Source organism: Chloroflexota bacterium, assembly GCA_011322445.1.
GTDB lineage: Bacteria > Chloroflexota > Anaerolineae > Anaerolineales > DRMV01 > DRMV01.
In genome coordinates this window covers 55,734-72,652 of the sequence record DRMV01000037.1, presented here as the reverse complement: position 1 = coordinate 72,652, position 16,919 = coordinate 55,734, and the positions used below count along the sequence as shown (strand labels likewise).

Sequence of the window (16,919 nt, the reverse complement as noted above, 5' to 3'; positions counted from 1 at the left end):
GCTCAAATATGGATATCATCGGCAAGCGCTACCTTTACTTTGGCATTTCGCTCCTGGTCATCATACCAGGGCTGGTTGCCCTCTTCCTGTGGGGACTTCCGCTGGCCATCGACTTCACCGGCGGCAGCCTGCTGGAAGTTCGCTTTGACAAGGCCACCCCTCCCACCGCCGAAGTCATCGCCCTTTACAAGGAACTCGGCATTGGCGACGCTACGGTACAAACCTCGGCGGAGAACACCCTCGTCATCCGCTCCAAAACCATGGACGAGGCGATGATGAACAAACTCGTGAAAACGATGGAAGAACGCTTTCACGCGAAAATCGAAATCGTCCAGTTCTCCACGGTGGGGCCTTCCGTAGGTGAAGAAGTCGCCAAGCGCGCCATGGGGGCCGTCGCCCTCTCGGCGCTCGCCATTTTGGCCTACATCACCTACGCCTTCCGCGGCGTTCCCCACGCCGTGCGTTACGGCACCGCGGCCATCATCGCCATGCTGCACGATGTCTCCGTAACCATCGGCATGGAAGCCATTTTCGGCCACTTCCTTCACTGGGAAGCCGACGCCATGTTCCTTACAGCCTTGTTGACCATCATCGGCTTCTCGGTGCACGACTCCATCGTGGTGTTCGACCGTATCCGCGAAAACAGCCGTCGCTACCGCCGATTGCCTTACGAGAAACTGGTCAACCACTCCATCGTCCAAACGCTCGACCGGTCCATCAACACGCAGTTGACGGTAATGCTGACGCTGTTCACCCTGGCGCTCTTCGGCGGCGTCACGACGCGGCACTTCGTCATCATCTTGCTCATCGGTATTTTCAGCGGCACCTACTCCTCCATCTTCAACGCTTCGCCCATCCTGATCGTATGGGAAAACCGCGAATGGCGCTGCTGGATCAAGGGCAAACTGAAGTGCACCGGCGAGGAAGCCACGGCGTAAAACCATCTTCCTCAAAACTTTGCTACCCAAATCTCCCCTGCCCCCCGCTCGCGGGGGGCATTGCTATCCCTTTCCCGCGGTACAATACCTGTATGCTACTTTCAGGGAAAACCACTGCCAACTTTCTCTCAACGGAGTTTTCTCATGACCACCGATGACCTCCAAGACAAAGCCATCTGGACCCTACGGTTCCTGGCCGCCGATATGATTCAAAACGCCCATTCCGGCCACCCTGGCTTGCCTATGGGCGATGCCGTCATCGCCTACACCCTGTGGACACGCCACCTGCGCCACAACCCAAAAAATCCCCTCTGGCCGAACCGCGACCGCTTCATCCTCTCCGGCGGGCACGGCTCGGCGCTGCTCTATGCCCTGCTGCACCTCACCGGCTACGACCTGCCCCTTGAGGAACTCAAACGCTTCCGCCAGTGGGGCAGCAAAACCCCCGGCCATCCCGAGGTCGGCCTCACCCCCGGCGTGGAAACCACCACCGGCCCCCTGGGGCAGGGCTTTGCCAACGGCGTGGGCATGGCGATTGCCCAGGCGCACATGGCGGCGCGCTTCAACCGCCCCGGCTTCCCAATTTTCGACCATTACATCTACGCCATCGTCACCGACGGCGACCTGATGGAAGGCATTGCCTCGGAAGCCGCCTCCCTCGCCGGGCACCTGCGCCTTGGACGGCTGATTTACTTCTACGACGACAACCGCATCACCATCGACGGCAGCACCGACATCGCCTTCACCGAAGACCGCGGCAAACGGTTCGAGGCCTACGGCTGGCAGGTGCTCCATGTGGAAGACGGCAACGACGTGGACGCCATCGACAAAGCCATCGAGGAAGCCAAAGCCGACCCGCGGCCTTCCCTCATCATCTGCCGCACCCACATCGGCTACGGCCTGCCTACCAAACAAGATACCCCCAAAGCCCACGGCGAACCGCCCGGCGAAGAGGAACTCAACGAAGCCAAAAAGCGGGCCGGCTGGCCGACGCGCATGTTCTACATTCCCCACGAGGTGGAAGAATTCTTCCTGGAAGCCATCCCCAAAGGGGAACACTGGTACGAAGCCCCGTGGCGCAAAATGCTCGATGCTTACGGGCGGGAATATCCTGACCTGGCGCGCGAACTGGAACGCCGCTGGGCGGGCAAACTGCCCGAAAACTGGAATGCCGACCTGCCCGCCTTCCCCGCGGACGAGAAGGGCATGGCGACCCGCGCGGCCTCGGGCAAAGTGCTCAACGCCCTCGCCCAACGCCTGCCCGAACTCATCGGCGGCTCTGCCGACCTGACGCCTTCCAACAAAACCGCGCTCGCGGGCGAAAAGGATTTCCAGGCCGACACGCCCGCAGGCCGCTACATCCACTTCGGCGTGCGCGAGCACGCGATGGGCGGCATCATCAACGGCATCGCGCTTTATGGCGGGCTGAAGCCCTTTGGCGCGACCTTCCTCGTGTTCTCCGACTACCTGCGCGGCGCGCTGCGCATCGCGGCGCTTTCCCACATCCCCAACATCTGGATTTTCACCCACGACAGCATCGGCGTGGGCGAAGACGGCCCCACCCACCAGCCGGTGGAGCATTTGGCCTCGCTGCGCGCCATGCCCAACCTCATCGTCATCCGCCCGGGCGACGCCAACGAAACCGTGGAAGCGTGGAAGGTCGCTGTCCAGCGCAAGGACGCGCCTGTGGCGCTCATCCTCAGCCGCCAGGCCATGCCCACCCTTGACCGCACCCACTTCGCCCCGGCGGAAGGGCTGCGCCGCGGGGCTTACGTGCTGGCCGATTTCGGCAAGCCGCAGGTCATCCTGATGGCCTCGGGTTCCGAAGTGGGGCTGGTGGTGGCGGCAGCCGAGCAGTTGGCCGCGGAAGGCATCGGCGTGCGAGTGGTTTCCTTCCCCAGTTGGGAACTGTTTTTGGAGCAGGACGAAGCCTATCGGGAAAGCGTGCTGCCGTCGTCCATCAAAGCCCGCGTGGCAGTAGAAGCCGGCGTGCGGCTTGGTTGGGAACGCTGGGTCGGCGACCACGGCGCGGTGATTTCCATGGAACGCTTCGGCGCCTCGGCCCCCGGGCCCGTGGTGATGGAGAAGTTTGGCTTCACCGTCAAGAACGTGATTGCGAAAGCGAAAGAGGTTTTGTCCGCCAAATAGTTGCAAACCGCAGATTTCACAGATTACGCAGAAAAAATCTGTGAAATCTGCGTAATCTGCGGTTTCTTTTCGCGAGGTAAACCATGAAGATAGCATTTGGCTGTGACCACGGCGGGTATCCGCTGAAAGAAGCAGTGCTGCAGGCCATCCGCGACGCAGGCCACGAGGTGCTGGATTTCGGCACCGACGGCCCCGCGTCGGTGGACTTCCCCGACTACGCCGAGAAAGTGGGGCGCGCCATCCAGCGCGGCGAGGCTGCGCGCGGCATCCTCATCTGCGGCAGTGGCGTGGGGATGAGCATGGCCGCAAACAAAATGAGCGGCATCTACGCCTCGGTGTGCCACGACACCTACTCCGCGCATCAGGGCGTGGAACACGACGGCATGAACGTGCTGTGCATGGGCGGGCGCATCATCGGCAGCGAGTTGGCGCGTGAAATCGTGCTGGCCTTTCTGCGCGCCCAGCCCGGCGGCTCGGAGCGCCACGCTCGGCGCCGCGCGAAGGTTCAGACCCTGGAGCGCAATTGCGCTTCGTCAGGAGGTGAGGCATGAAAGTCGCCGACTACCACCGTCAGGGATTACGCCGATATGTCGATGCTCCCCCAGAGGGTTACCAGCCCTTGGGGGAAGAAGCCCGACGCGGCGTGCATCGTGTGGCTTTTTTTGCCCAAGTGGCCAACGGGCAACTGGCAGACGTCCGCTTCACCAGCAGCAAACGTTGCCGCAAATTGCTGGCGCTGGCCGATGTGGCCGCCGAGCGCCTGCAAGGCCAACCCGCCCAGGGCTTCCATTTGGAGGCAGACGACTTGCTCGCCTTCTTCGCCGAAGAGCGCGACAAGGCAAAAATGGCCGACCGGCTGAGCCTGATCTTCGAAGCACTGCACCTGCCGTCATTCCAATAGGGGTATAATACCTCCGCTTGCCCACTCTCTCGCCTGACAAGGAGCACGCCATGGATCTCGGAATCGGTGAACTGCTTATCGTTTTGCTCATCGTGCTGCTGATTTTCGGCGTTGGCCGCATCAGCAAAGTCGCCCAGGAATTGGGGCGCAGCATTCGCGCCTTCCGCGAAGGGCTGGAAGGCGAGGCCGAAGACGAAAGCGACAAAACGCCGTCAAAAGAAGAATAACCGTGCCTGCCCCTGGTTCGCGTTGCGCTCCGCGAGGAACCTACCCTGTTTGTGGGAAAAGCCCCCGGCGCTTTCCTTCCCCCAGCCTCGGGCCTCAACGCAACGCAGGGCACCCTGTTCAAAACCGAGAAAAAGCCCGCCACGCGGCGGGCTTTTTTGATTCATTCCGGCTTCGGAATGCTTACCCCAACAACCCCTGTTGTTGCAGGTCGGCCAGCACCTGCTGGCTGTGCCCTGCTGGCCTGACCCGCTTATAAACTTTGGCAATTTTGCCTTCGGGGTCAATGATATAAGTCGTCCGGGCAACCCCAAAGTATTCCCGCCCAAAGTTCTTCTTTTTCTTCCACACATCGTACAGTTCGCACACCTTGTTGTGCTCGGGGTCGGCCAAGAGGGCAAAAGGCAAATTGTGCCTGGTCTTGAAACGGATATGCCGCTCTGGCGAGTCGGGGCTGACGCCCAGCACCACCACGCCTGCCTGCTGGAAGGCAGCGTAATCATCCCGAAAGCCTTCAGCCTCGCGCGTACAGCCGGGGGTGTTGTCTTTGGGGTAAAAATAAAGCACCACCACCTTGCCGCGATAATCGGAAAGGCGGTGAGGCTGGCCGTTCTCGTCTTGCAAAACAAAATCGGGGGCCTGTTGATCTGCTTCCAAAGGCATACCACCCTCCTCTACAACACACCTGCCCGCTTCAAAGCGGCTTCCAGCGCCTCGGCTGAAGCAGGCTTGACGATCAAATCCAATGCTCCGGCGCGACGCACGGCTTCCCGCGTTTCTGGCTGGTCATCGGAAGTCACCACAATCACCGGCACGGCTTCCAGGGTAGGTTCGCGCTTGAAAAAGCGCAACACCTCCACGCCATTCACACCGGGCATGTTCAAATCCAACAACAGCACATCCGGACGCCGCGCGGCCGCCATTTCCAGCGCGCTCAACGGGCTGTAGGCCGCCACCGCTTCCAACCCCAACACCATCAACAAACTGCAAAGGGCATCTGCCGTCGCCCGATTGTCATCCACCACCAAAGCCGTTGTCATTCTTCATTTACTCCACTTCAGCAATCAAGCGTCCCATACCATCTACATTATACCCCGGCAAACGCATCACCGCCTGCCGGAAAGCATCTTGCGTCAGCACATCCCACAGGGGTTGCAACAATTTGCTCTCGGCGTGCTCACGCGGCACCACCAGGTCATAACGCTCCCAAAAGAGGGGCACGAAATCGAGGCCCAATGCCTGGGCAGCGGCGGGAATACCCAGGCCGCAATCAGCACGACCGGTCGCCACTGCTGCAGCCACACTCAGGTGGGTAAACTCCTCCTGGTCGTAACCACGCACGTGGCTCGCGTCGATGCCCAAACGCTGCAAGTGATAATCCAGCAGCACCCGCGTTCCCGCCCCGCGCTGACGGTTCACGAAAGTCACATCCGGCCGTGCCAGGTCTTCCAGGCTGCGAATGCCCTTCGGGTTGCCCGGCAGCACCATCAGCCCCTGCTGGCGTTCCACCAGTTGCACCACCCGCACCGGCACGCCGGGCAGGTAACGGCGAATGTAAGCGAGGTTATATTCACCCGTTTCGGGGTCGAGCAGGTGGCTGCCGGCCAGATGGGCCTCGCCGCGCCGCAGCGCTACCAGCCCACCCAGGCTGCCGACATGCGCCGAAGCCAGACGACGCTCATGGGCACTCAGGAATTGCGCCAGCAGGTCAAGGATGACATCGTGCGACCCGATGGCAAAAATCGTGCGTTCCAGTTCGTGCGGCTGGCGGTAAAGGCGCACTTCCACCTCACTGCCGGCGTCATAGCCCTGCAAACCGCGCGGCACCACCACGATGCCATCGGCGCGCACCAGGGAAGTCAACACGCCCGCGCCGCGCGCCAGCGGCGCCGCCAGCCAGCGGTCCCCTACCCTGCCCACGGCCACGCGGACGTAGTCGTCGTCGCCGGCGGGGGAAGCCAGTTTACGCGTCAGGTGGGCTTTCAGCGTGGGGGAACGATGCGGCGAGCGTCCCAGCCAGCGCGCTAACAGCGGCTCAACAAACATTTCGCCGGTGAGCGCCGCCGAAGCCGGGTAACCGGGCACCCCAATGACCGGCACGGTGCGGCCTTCCACCTGCAACATGCCCAAAATGACCGGATGCCCCGGCCGCACCGCAATGCCGTGCACCAACAGCGTTCCCAGGCTTTCCACCACACGGGCGGAGAAATCTTCCGAACCTGCCGACGAACCCGCGTTGATAAGCACCAAATCATGCTCGCGAGCAGCCTCGGCCACACGGCCACGGATGAGGTCAAAATCATCGATGCTGATGGGAAAGCGGGTTGGCTCGCCACCCCACTGCCGCACCTGCGCCGCCAGCACCACCGAGTTGAATTCCAGAATGTCGCCAGGCCTGGGGTCGGTGCCAATGGGCACCAGTTCGGTGCCCGTGGGCAAAATCGCCACCCTGGGGCGGCGCGCCACGACCACTTCAGTATGACCGCACGCCGCAATAGCACCCAAATCTACCGGGCGGAGAACATGCCCCGCAGGCAAAACCAGGGAGGTAGCGACAATGTCTTCACCCAGCGGGCGAATGTGCTGCCACGGCCGGGCAGCCCGCCGCAAGCGAATCGCGTGGGGCTGGCGAGGGCGCCCGGTCTCGACTTCTCCCGCCGCGTTGAGCGGCTCGGCTTCCTCAATCGGCACCACCGCATTCGCCCACGACGGCACCGGGTCGCCCGTATCTACATACTGGACTTCTTCGCCGTAGGGCAGCGTCACAGGAGAAAGCGGCTGAGCGCCAAAAGTGGCCTCGGCGCGGAGGGCAAAACCGTCCATCGCCGCGGCATGGTAATGCGGCGAAGAGATGCGCGCCCATACCGGCTGGGCCAACACGCGCCCCACCGCACGGTCGTCCAGCGGCAGGGTTTCCGTTCCCAGCACGCCGTCCAGCCCCGCTTCTTGCAGCGCGGCGCTAAAACGGCGGTGGGCTTCATCCAGGGGAATGTCGTGAAGGTAGATGGACATGGTTAGGGAAGTCGCTTAGTTGTTGAGTCAGAGAGTCGTTGGGTCAGGCGGTCGGCAGGCGTAGCAACAAACAAAGTCACAAGGCAGGGAAGGGGCAAAAAACTACCGCAACAATTTTACTTCGGCCATGGCGCCCGCAGGAAGGCCAGTGGCGTCGGCTGGAACCTTCAACAAGCCGTCGGCGCGCGCCAAAGCAAAGATCAAGTTGCTCTTGTAAAAGATCGGCTCGGCTTCCCAGCCTGCCGGAGTGTGGCGGAGACGCACCGGCCACCAGTCTTCACGGCCAGCCGCCGAAGACAAATTGACGGTTACACGGGCAGGGAGCAACGGCTCAGGATGCGGGGTTTCCCCTTGCAAAAGGGCCAGTGCGGGTAACACAAACAGCCCCACATTGACCAGCGCGCTGACAGGGTTGCCTGGCAGCCCCACCACGGGCTTGCCTTCGGCCACGGCCAAAATGGTTGGGCGTCCTGGTTTGCTGTTGACGCCGTGGACGAGCACCCCAGGCGCGCCGAGGCCGTCGAGCACTTCGGCCGTCATGTCGCGCGTGCTGGCCGAAGAGCCCGCCGTAATGACCACCAGGTCGCATTCCTGCAACGCGCGACCCGCGACTTCAGCCAGGGCTTCCGGGCGGTCGGGAATAATGCCATAAACCCGGGGCACACCGCCGGCACGACGCACTTCCGCGCTCAGGGTATAGGTGTTGACATCGCGCACCTGTCCGGGCCCAGGGTCAGTCTCAGGCAGCACGACTTCGTCGCCGGTGGCAATCACGCCCACCACGGGGCGGCGAGCAACCTGCACCTCCACCACCCCCAGCGCCATCAAGCCGCCAATTTCAGCCGCGCGCAACCGCCGCCCCGCAGGCAAAACCACCGCCCCCGCGGCGACGTCTTCGCCTTCCAGCAGCACATTCTCGCCCACAGCCACCGGCCTGAGAATTTCCACCTCGCCAGGCCGCGCCTGTTGGGTGTATTCCACCATCACCACCGCATCAGCGCCGGGGGGCAACATGCCGCCCGTGTGAATCAACGCCGCCTGCCCGGCTTCCACCGTGAAAGAGGCCGCGGCCCCCATGGGCACTTCGCCAATCACCGTAAGATACGCGGGCAGGCTTTCGCTCGCGCCGTAAGTATCAGCCGCACGCACGGCATACCCATCCACGGCGGAGCGGTCAAACGGCGGCATGGGGTGCGGCGCCAGCACATCGGAAGCCAACACCCGCCCCCAGGCCTCAGCCGTTGCCACACGCTCGGCCGCGACCCGGTGGGTCGCCCGCGGCAACCAGGTTCCCAACGCTTGTTCAGGAGGCAAAAGGTTCAAAAATTCGGGCATCGGAGCCAACCTCCATCCATCACATCCATCAAAGCCGCCAAAAGCCAATGGCCAGCACGTAAACCGCCAACGCCAACGTCAACAAGGCATTGGCGCGCAACCATTTCCACGGTGGGCGTGCGCCTTGCCCAATCCGCCACATCATCCACACCTGCATGAGCGCCGCCAGGAAAGCAATGCCACAAGGCGCGGCGATCTCCCAGGGCAACCCCAAGGCCACATCCAGGGCCAGCAGCAGGAAGCCGGTCAGCCAGGCGACGTTATGGAAATGCAAAGCGGTGCGCCAATCCAGGCGCATGAGCAGGGTGCGGCGCTCCTCTCGCAAATGGGTTGCATAATTCGGGAAATCCCAGGCCAGCGCGACAGCCAAAGCCATCGCGAACAACGGCATGCCCACCATGCCGAGCAAGCGATGCCATGTGCCAGCCTGTAAAGCGAAGGCCAAAGCGGGCACAAGCAAACTCAATGCAGCAGCCAGCGGCACCTCGCCATAGCCGCTAAGCGCCAGGTGAACCGGCGGTGCGCCCCACGCCACTGCGACCACGGCCAGCATCAGTTGCAACAACATGGCCGTGGGGGAAAGCAAATGTTGTTCGGCAAGGAAAGTGGCTTCCAACGCGGCAACGGCGAAAAAGACAAACGCCTGGTTGAGCACCCGCCGCCGGGCTGCAGCCTCGGTATGGGGGTCGAAAGCCCGCCCCAACGCCTCGCCGCCGCCCACCAGCAGAACGACCCAAACCAGCCCCATGAGCGCAGCATCCCACCGACGGAACAGGCCCAAATAACGGGCAATTGCCAGCCCCAGCGCATAAAACAGGGCAGTCAGCGCCCACAACAAAGCCAACACATGAGAGCGTCGCATCATGCCCCCACGCTCACGCGCAACAGGTCGTCGGCCACCACGACCTCGCCATCGAAAACCTTACTCGCCTCAGTCGCCAGGGCAGTGCGCGTGGCCGGGTCGGTAGCCGTATGCACGAGGTAAAGGCGCTTTGCGCCGGCACGGGCCGCGATGTCCCCGGCTTGCGCTGCCGAGGTATGCCCGCCCATCGCTCCGGTAGCCTCGTGGAAAAGGTAATCGGCATGCCGCGCCAGCCCCACGACAGCCTCACAGGGGCCGGTATCGCCCGAATAGGCCAACACTTCGCCGTTGGGGAAGGCAATCCGCAACCCGATGGCGGGCACCATGTGTTCCACCGGCGAAGCCCACACCCGCCAGGCAGGTGCTTCCAACACCGGCGTCATGGCCTCCCTCGGAATGGCGTGAAACACCACCGGGAAGAAATCCGGCCAGTTTTCCCACCGGTAGAGGGACATCAAACGCTGCAACCGGTCAATGACGTCTTCGAGGGCATAAATGTGCAGCGGTGCTGTGCGGCCCTGTAACCAGGAATCCATCAGCAACATGGGCATGCCGGCCGTGTGGTCGGGGTGAAAATGCGTCAAGATGATTTCGTCGAGATGCCACGGGGAAATGCCCGCCTGCCGCAGCCGAGAGACGACCTCACACGGCGCATCAACCAACAGCGTGCGCTCGCCATCGGTGAGGGCGAAATGGGTGTTGGCGTGTTGGGCATCGGGCACGGCATGCGCCGAGCCAAGGACAATCCATTCAGCCATAAGCGTTCCTTCCGCGGGAAATCTGCCTCCGAGCACCCACTTCCGCCGCCGGGCAAAAAGTGTCCCCAGCGGCCCCCACAGTTCGGAAGAAGGACGGCTCACTACCAACCGCGTTGGTGCCAGGCAAGATAAAGCGCAATAGAACCCGCCGCGGCAGCATTGAGCGATTCAATTTTACCGCGCATGGGCAAGCGCATGAGGGCATCACATTGACGACGAGTCAGGCGGCGCAGGCCACGGCCTTCACTGCCTACCACCAGGGCCAGCGCGCCTTTCAGGTCGACCGCGTCGGGCAGGGCAGCCTCGGCGCTTCCTTCCAGCCCCACGACCCACACGCCAGCATCATGCAAGGCATCAATGGCCTGGGCAAGGTTGCTTTGCGCCACCAGCAGGTGCTCAGCCGCGCCAGAGGAAGCGTTGACGACAGCGGGCGTAACCGTGGCCGTGCGGCGCAACGGCAGCAACACCCCGTGGATACCCACAGCCTCTGCCGTACGCAGCAAAGTTGCCAGGTTTTGAGGGTCTTGCAGGGCATCTAACAACAGCACAAAGGGCGGTTCGTCGCGCCTTTCGGCCAGCGCCAGCATCGCGCCTAAATCGGCGTAGGGGTAAGGCGAGGCTTCCAGCACCACGCCTTGATGATGGGCATGCCCCACCAGCGCCTCAAGCCTGCGGCGCGGTGCGCGCTCAACGGCTACGCCTTTGCTCTCGGCCAGCCGCAAAGCCACCCGCAGATTGCCCTTGATTTGCGCCCCCTCGGCCACCCACAAGCGGTAAAACCGCCGCCGGCCGGCGCGCAAGGCCTCGTAAACCGGATTCCGGCCGTAAAGACGTTCGCGCATATACCGCGCCTACTTCCAGCGCCAGAGGGTGCCGCCGGGGGTGTCTTCCAGCAGCACGCCCATTTCGGTCAGGCGGTCGCGGATTTTATCCGCCAGCGCCCATTGCTTCGCGGCACGCAGGTCGCTGCGGATTTCCACCAGCAGGTCAATGAAGGGCGCAGCCTCGGCATGGCCTTGTTTTTGCGGCGGCTGTTTCGTCAAATCCAACCCCAGCACCCCTGCGAGGTCCCGCAGCGTTTGCTGGGCGGGCTGCAACTGCCCGGCCGTGGCCCCGGCGTCGCGCGCCTGGTTGATCAGGCGCACCAGTTCAAAAAGATGCCCCAGCGCCGCGGCGGCGTTGAAGTCGTCGTCCATCGCTGTCTCGAAGCCAGTACGGGCTTTCTCGGTCTGCTCGTCGAGGGCTGCCAGCACATCCTCTGACGTGCCCGGCGCGTTTGCATGTGCCGGACGCATCCCACCACGCAGGCGTTCCAGCGCCTTCTCGGCCTGGGTAATGGTCTCTTCGGTGAACTTGAGCGGGCTGCGGTAGTGCGAACTCAACACCATCATACGCAACACATCGGCTTCGTGTTCCGCCAGGAAATCTTCAATGGTGACGAGATTGCCCAGCGATTTGGACATTTTCTCGCCGCCCATTTGCAACATGCCGTTGTGCATCCAGTAACGCACGTAAGGCTTGCCGGTGTAACTCTCGCTTTGAGCAATTTCGTTTTCGTGGTGCGGGAAGATGAGGTCGGCACCGCCGCCGTGAATATCCAGTTGCTCGCCCAGGTGATGCAGGTTCATCGCCGAGCACTCAATGTGCCAGCCAGGGCGGCCCTGCCCCCACGGGCTTTCCCAGGAAGGCTCGCCGGGCTTCGCTGCTTTCCAAAGCGCGAAATCCATCGGGTGCTCTTTGCGCTCATCCACCTCAATGCGCGCACCCGCCACCATCTCATCCAATTTGCGGCCTGAAAGCTTGCCGTAATCGTCGTCTTTCGTCACCCGAAAATAAACATCGCCGTCCACGGCATAGGCATAGCCTTTGTCTTCCAACCCCTTGACCATTTTGATGATCCAATCGATCTCCTGGGTGACGCGCGGTTTGACGTGCGGCTGAAGCACCCCCAGGTCTTCCAGATGCTGATCAAATTCGCGGATGTAACGCTCGGCCAGCGCGATGGGGTCTTCCCCAAGTTCGTGCGCCCGCCGGATGATTTTGTCATCCACGTCGGTATAGTTCATCACATGGCGAACGCGATACCCTTTGTGTTCCAGGTAACGGCGCACCATGTCGAAAACCAGCACCGACATGGCATGACCGACGTGCGCTTTGTCGTACACCGTGGGGCCGCAGACGTACATTTTCACCACGCCGGGTTCCAGTGTTTCAAAAGGCTCTTTCTTGCGGGTCATCGTGTTGTAAACACGCAGTGCCATGAAATGCCTCCAGGAAGTGTTTCAAAAAAACTCGACGACTTACGAGGAGCGTTCCATCTTCTCACGCGGCCGGGCAAAAAGCATTCGCCCTGCAGCCGTTTGCAAGGCCTTGGTCACAACGACTTCTACCTCTTTGCCGATGGTGTCGCGCCCTTCTTCCACCACCACCATCGTGCCGTCGTCCAGGTAGCCTACCCCCTGGTCAGGCTCTTTCCCTGCCTGAATGACCTTCAGGCGCAAGGTCTCGCCAGGGAGGTAAAGCGCCTTGACCGCGTTTGCCAGTTCGTTGATGTTGAGCACCGGCACGCCCTGCAATTCTGCCACGCGGTTGAGGTTGTAATCGTTGGTCAAAATCGGACAGCGCAGTTGCCGCGCCAGCACCACCAGTTTGTCATCCACCTTGCGGACACCTTCGACATCCATATCGCTGATTTGCACAGTGATGTTGGGGTCCTGTTGCAGTTCGGAAACCACAGCCAAACCACGACGGCCACGTTGGCGGCGCAGCGGATCGGCAGAGTCGGCCACGTATTGAATTTCTTGCAGCACAAAGCGAGGAATGACCAGCGTGCCCGAAAGGAAACCTGTGCGGGCAATATCAACCACCCGGCCATCGATGAGCACGCTGGAATCCAGCAAAATCACGCGGCTCTCATCGCCACGGCGCTCGCTGTGCTCGCGCCAGCCGCCAAAAATGCTGCGCAGCACGACGAACAGGTCATCCTGGCGGGAAACGAACACCAGCACGCCGAAGTAGCCAAACACGGCCACGGCCACGAACGTCAGAATTTCCTTGAAGGGGGAAGGCAACAACGAAAACGGCAGTGCGAGCAAAGCCGCCAACCCCAACCCTACGACCAGCCCCGAAAGGCCAGCCCACAGGGTGCGGCCCGAAACCCGCATCAACGCTCTGCGAAGAGCGCGCCAGGGGCGGGTGGTGAAATAAGGCGTCAAAACCAGCCCGGCCAGCGCCCCTACCAATCCCAGCACCACCGCGGTTTGCACCGGCTGCCCCCCAATGCTCAAGGCCAAATCCTTACCCCAAAACACTCCCCCCAGCCCAAAAGCGACCATGCCAAGCAAGCGAACAATAAATTCTGCACTCATCGATAAAGCCTCCTGAATAATTGCTTACAACGAATCATACACGTCACGGATGAAAGGGAAATAAAGGGTTCGGTTGTCAAACTGCCCGACGGCCTGCACCGTCTTCCCCCTAAAACGGCGGAAAAGAGCCAACGCCCGCCGGCATCAGCCCGTCACTGAACTAATTTTACCTTATCCTGCGTATATTTCCCCAACGAGTTGAATAGAAATGCTGAAATTCATGCGGGGCGAATCCGCCGCCACAGCATTGCCAGGCCAAAAATGAGCGTTGCCGTCAGCACGACCGTGGCACCCGAGGCCGTGTTGAGGTAATAGGAAGCCACCAATCCCACCAACACACTCAAAACCCCAAAGAAAGCCGAAAGCGCCATCATCTTGCCAAAACTGCGGCTCAACTGATAGGCCGCCGCAGCAGGAGTCACCAGCAACGCCGAAACCAGCACAATGCCCACCACCTTGATGGAAACCACAATCGTCAATGCCACCAGCGCCAGCAGCAAATAATAAAGCGCTGGTTCGGGCACACCGTTCACACGGGCGGTTTCCGGATCGAAGGTAATGAAAAGGAATTCTTTGTAAAGCAAGGCGACGGTCAACAACACCAAACCACCCACCCCCAACACCATCCGCAGATCGGCCGCGGTCACCGCCAAAATGCTGCCAAACAGGTAAGAGAACAAATCGACGTTATACCCTTGCATCAACCCAATCAACAGCACACCAAACGCCATGGTAGAGGCAAAAAAGATGCCCACCGCGGTGTCTTCCTTAATGCCGCCTCGCCGCGTTACCGCTCCAATGCCCCATGCCACGGCCAGACAAAAAGCCACGGCCGCCCATAACGGGTCAATGCCCAACAGGAACCCCAACGCCACACCGCCAAACGAGGCATGCGCCACGCCTGCCCCGATGAACGACATCCCTCGCAAAACCACATACACCCCAATCACAGCCGTCAGCAGGCCAATCATCACACCGCCCACCAACGCCCGCTGCATAAAAGCATAATGCCAGAAATCCATCATCGCTCTTGCTCCTCCATGCGCACCACCATGTGCGGCGCCTTGCCGTGGTGGAAAAACATCGCCTGACAACCGTACATTTCGCTGAGGGTGGTATCTGTCAACACCACCTCAGGCCGCCCGTGCGCCACCAACCGCCGGTTGACGCACGCGACGCCATCAACATACTGGGAAACCACCCCAATATCATGAGAAACCATCAACACGGTGATGCCCTCTTGCTGAAAATCGCGCAGCAGTTCGTACAGCGAGCGAGAGGTATGCGCATCCACCCCGGTGGTCGGCTCATCCAACACCAAAAGGCGCGGTTCGGTTGCCAGGGCGCGAGCCAGGAAAACCCGTTGCCGCTGCCCGCCGGAAAGATCACCCAGGGGGCGGTGACGCAGGTCGGCCACCCCCACGCGGGCCATCGCCCGCTCAACGGCCGCGCGGTCAGCCTTGCCCGGCCGCCGGAACAGCCCGAGCCGCGCGTACCGTCCCATCATCACCACGTCTTCCACCCGCACCGGGAAGCGCAAATCCACCGCATGCATCTGCGGCACATAGCCAATCTGGCGGCGCAACCGCCCCAAAGCCGTAGCCGGCCTGCCAAACACCAGCACCTCCCCCCGCACGGGTTTGACCAGCCCCAGAATCGTCCGCACCAGGGTGGTCTTTCCCGCGCCGTTGGGGCCAATGATCGCCAGAAAAGCCCCCTCCGGCACGGTCAGGTTGACGTCTTCCAGCGCCTGCACCGCGCCATAAGCAACCGTCACGCCTTTCAGTTGAATAATCGGCGGCCTCTCGCTCACGGCGTGCCTCCTAACCCCTTTTGAAGTTGCTGCAAATTCCAACGCATGAGTTTGATGTAGGTCTCACGCGGAGGCAAACCGCCCAGGGGGTCAAGGGTGAGCACCGGCACACCGGCTTCCTGAGCAATGACCTGGGCTGCCCGCGGAGAAAACTGAGGCTCGGCAAATACCGCTGGCGCGCCGGTCGCCTTGATAATTTCCACAATTTTCGCCACCTCGGCAGCAGAAGGCTCCTGGCCCGGCGTGGCTTCCAGCACCGCCGCCTGATGCAAGCCATAATCGTGGATAAAGTAAACCCACGAAGCGTGAAAAGTGACCATTTCGCGGCTGTGGAAGCCCGCCACGGCCCGGCGGATATCGGCGTCGAGTTGCTGTAACTGCGCCAGATAGGCTTTGGCGTTGGCCCGATAGACGGCCTCGTGCGCGGGGTCGGCGGCAATCAGCGCATCGCGAATCCGGGCCACATATTTCATCACCCGCTGGGGGCTGAGCCAGAGGTGGGGGTTCCCCGTGGCATGGGGGCCGCTTTGAAGAATCTCCATGCCCTCGGAAAGCACCACCACCTGCAGGCGGGGATTCCCGACGGCCTGCACGGCCTTATCGGCCCAAAATTCCAGCCCCACGCCGTTGAGGAAGAGGATGCGCGCCGAAGCCAGGCGACGCATCTGCTCGGGCGTGGGCTCGTAAGTGTGCGGGCTGGCCCCGGGCGGCACCATTGTCAGCACTTCAACCTGGTCGCCGCCCACCTGGCGCACCATATCGGCAATCGGTGGAATGGATGCCGCTACCAGCATTTTGCCCGACGACGTGGCAGGCGTCGCAGCACTGCCACACCCTGCCAGCAGGGCAACCAACAACACACCTCCAACAAAATGCAAACCACCCTTCCAGGGGAACATTTTGGCTCCAAGCCCCTGCCACCGGCGGGCTTGCTTTTCAGGCCCACGCTGCCCCTTTGCCTTTGCCCAAGTTAACCTGGCTATACGAAAAACCCTGCTCATTGCTTTGCCTCCCGACACACGGAAGTTTTTCGTGCGTCCTCTTCAGCCCGAACAGCACGCTGACAATCGGCGCACAACCCTACCAACTGCAACCAATGGTCTTCAACCACAAAGCCACTCTCACCCGCCACCGCTTGCATCAACTCGCCCAAATCATCGCCGCTGAAATACCACACCCGGCCACACCGATGGCACACCAGCAAATGCTGATGCCCCGGCTCAGCGGCCACGTAAGAAGTGCACTGCGCGTTGCAATGCACCCGTTGCACCAACCCTAATGCCTGAAGGGTCTCCAACGTGCGATACACGGTGACCAGCCCCAGCCTGGGCACTTGCCGACGGGCCAGGTCGAAAATCTGGGTAGCGTCTAACGCGCGGTCGCTCTCGGCCAGCACGCGCAGCACAGCCTGGCGGGCGGGTGTCAGGCGATAACCGCACGCCTGAAGCGCTGAATGCCAGCGCGCAATCCGTTCCTCAGCGGAAGAGGCGCTCATGCAGGTCTCCACACCATCTGGGTTGCTCCTCGCCAGCGAGGAACAATTGAAAACGATTTTCAGT

18 protein-coding genes are annotated in these 16,919 nt (G+C 61.7%); 5 read left to right on the top strand and 13 right to left on the bottom strand.

What is annotated here, in order from left to right:
- The first annotated feature begins 8 nt into the window (after positions 1-8).
- From secF to ENJ54_07790, 5 genes are all read left to right on the top strand, one after another.
- Positions 9-938 (top strand): protein translocase subunit SecF, encoded by a 930-nt coding sequence (gene secF / locus ENJ54_07810; protein ID HFC09734.1) that lies wholly within the window; start codon positions 9-11, stop codon positions 936-938.
- A gap of 144 nt (positions 939-1,082) precedes the next feature.
- Positions 1,083-3,086 carry a transketolase gene (tkt, locus tag ENJ54_07805; protein HFC09733.1) on the top strand — a complete coding sequence of 668 codons (2,004 nt, stop codon included), beginning with the start codon at positions 1,083-1,085 and terminating at the stop codon, positions 3,084-3,086.
- 83 nt (positions 3,087-3,169) lie between these two features.
- Complete coding sequence (rpiB, locus tag ENJ54_07800) at positions 3,170-3,637, top strand: ribose 5-phosphate isomerase B (protein ID HFC09732.1); 468 nt, start codon at positions 3,170-3,172, stop codon at positions 3,635-3,637.
- Entirely contained in the window at positions 3,634-3,987 is a 354-nt protein-coding gene (locus ENJ54_07795) for a nicotinate phosphoribosyltransferase (protein ID HFC09731.1), read from the top strand. Before rpiB ends, ENJ54_07795 begins: the two co-directional genes overlap by 4 nt.
- Before the next feature lie 50 nt (positions 3,988-4,037).
- Complete coding sequence (locus tag ENJ54_07790) at positions 4,038-4,214, top strand: twin-arginine translocase TatA/TatE family subunit (protein HFC09730.1); 177 nt, start codon at positions 4,038-4,040, stop codon at positions 4,212-4,214.
- 181 nt (positions 4,215-4,395) lie between these two features.
- Here the strand turns inward: ENJ54_07790 and ENJ54_07785 are convergent, their stop codons facing one another.
- From ENJ54_07785 to ENJ54_07725, 13 genes are all read right to left on the bottom strand, one after another.
- Positions 4,396-4,875, bottom strand: coding sequence for a thioredoxin-dependent thiol peroxidase (locus tag ENJ54_07785; protein HFC09729.1), 480 nt, complete (start codon positions 4,873-4,875; stop codon positions 4,396-4,398).
- An 11-nt stretch (positions 4,876-4,886) separates the two neighbouring features.
- Positions 4,887-5,252: a response regulator gene (locus ENJ54_07780; protein HFC09728.1), complete on the bottom strand. Its 366-nt coding sequence runs from the start codon at positions 5,250-5,252 to the stop codon at positions 4,887-4,889.
- A 7-nt stretch (positions 5,253-5,259) separates the two neighbouring features.
- The gene (locus ENJ54_07775; GenBank protein ID HFC09727.1) at positions 5,260-7,224 is read right to left on the bottom strand and encodes a molybdopterin biosynthesis protein; all 1,965 of its coding nucleotides are present in this window, start codon (positions 7,222-7,224) and stop codon (positions 5,260-5,262) included.
- 102 nt (positions 7,225-7,326) lie between these two features.
- Entirely contained in the window at positions 7,327-8,559 is a 1,233-nt protein-coding gene (locus ENJ54_07770; GenBank protein HFC09726.1) for a molybdopterin molybdenumtransferase MoeA, read from the bottom strand.
- Between the two features lie 28 nt (positions 8,560-8,587).
- Positions 8,588-9,424, bottom strand: a complete 837-nt coding sequence (locus tag ENJ54_07765) for a hypothetical protein (GenBank protein ID HFC09725.1) — start codon at positions 9,422-9,424, stop codon at positions 8,588-8,590.
- Entirely contained in the window at positions 9,421-10,179 is a 759-nt protein-coding gene (locus ENJ54_07760; protein ID HFC09724.1) for an MBL fold metallo-hydrolase, read from the bottom strand. The genes ENJ54_07765 and ENJ54_07760 overlap by 4 nt, the downstream gene beginning before the upstream one ends.
- Before the next feature lie 101 nt (positions 10,180-10,280).
- Entirely contained in the window at positions 10,281-11,021 is a 741-nt protein-coding gene (gene rlmB, locus ENJ54_07755) for a 23S rRNA (guanosine(2251)-2'-O)-methyltransferase RlmB (protein HFC09723.1), read from the bottom strand.
- Between the two features lie 9 nt (positions 11,022-11,030).
- Complete coding sequence (locus ENJ54_07750; protein HFC09722.1) at positions 11,031-12,440, bottom strand: cysteine--tRNA ligase; 1,410 nt, start codon at positions 12,438-12,440, stop codon at positions 11,031-11,033.
- A gap of 39 nt (positions 12,441-12,479) precedes the next feature.
- On the bottom strand, positions 12,480-13,547 hold the full coding sequence (locus tag ENJ54_07745; GenBank protein HFC09721.1) for a TRAM domain-containing protein: 1,068 nt from the start codon (positions 13,545-13,547) through the stop codon (positions 12,480-12,482).
- Between the two features lie 218 nt (positions 13,548-13,765).
- Positions 13,766-14,572 (bottom strand): metal ABC transporter permease, encoded by an 807-nt coding sequence (locus ENJ54_07740; GenBank protein ID HFC09720.1) that lies wholly within the window; start codon positions 14,570-14,572, stop codon positions 13,766-13,768.
- Entirely contained in the window at positions 14,569-15,360 is a 792-nt protein-coding gene (locus ENJ54_07735) for a metal ABC transporter ATP-binding protein (protein HFC09719.1), read from the bottom strand. The genes ENJ54_07740 and ENJ54_07735 overlap by 4 nt, the downstream gene beginning before the upstream one ends.
- The gene (locus ENJ54_07730; GenBank protein HFC09718.1) at positions 15,357-16,361 is read right to left on the bottom strand and encodes a zinc ABC transporter substrate-binding protein; all 1,005 of its coding nucleotides are present in this window, start codon (positions 16,359-16,361) and stop codon (positions 15,357-15,359) included. Before ENJ54_07730 ends, ENJ54_07735 begins: the two co-directional genes overlap by 4 nt.
- A complete protein-coding gene (locus tag ENJ54_07725; GenBank protein ID HFC09717.1) occupies positions 16,358-16,855 on the bottom strand; it encodes a transcriptional repressor in 498 nt (165 codons plus the stop codon). Before ENJ54_07725 ends, ENJ54_07730 begins: the two co-directional genes overlap by 4 nt.
- Positions 16,856-16,919 lie beyond the last annotated feature (64 nt).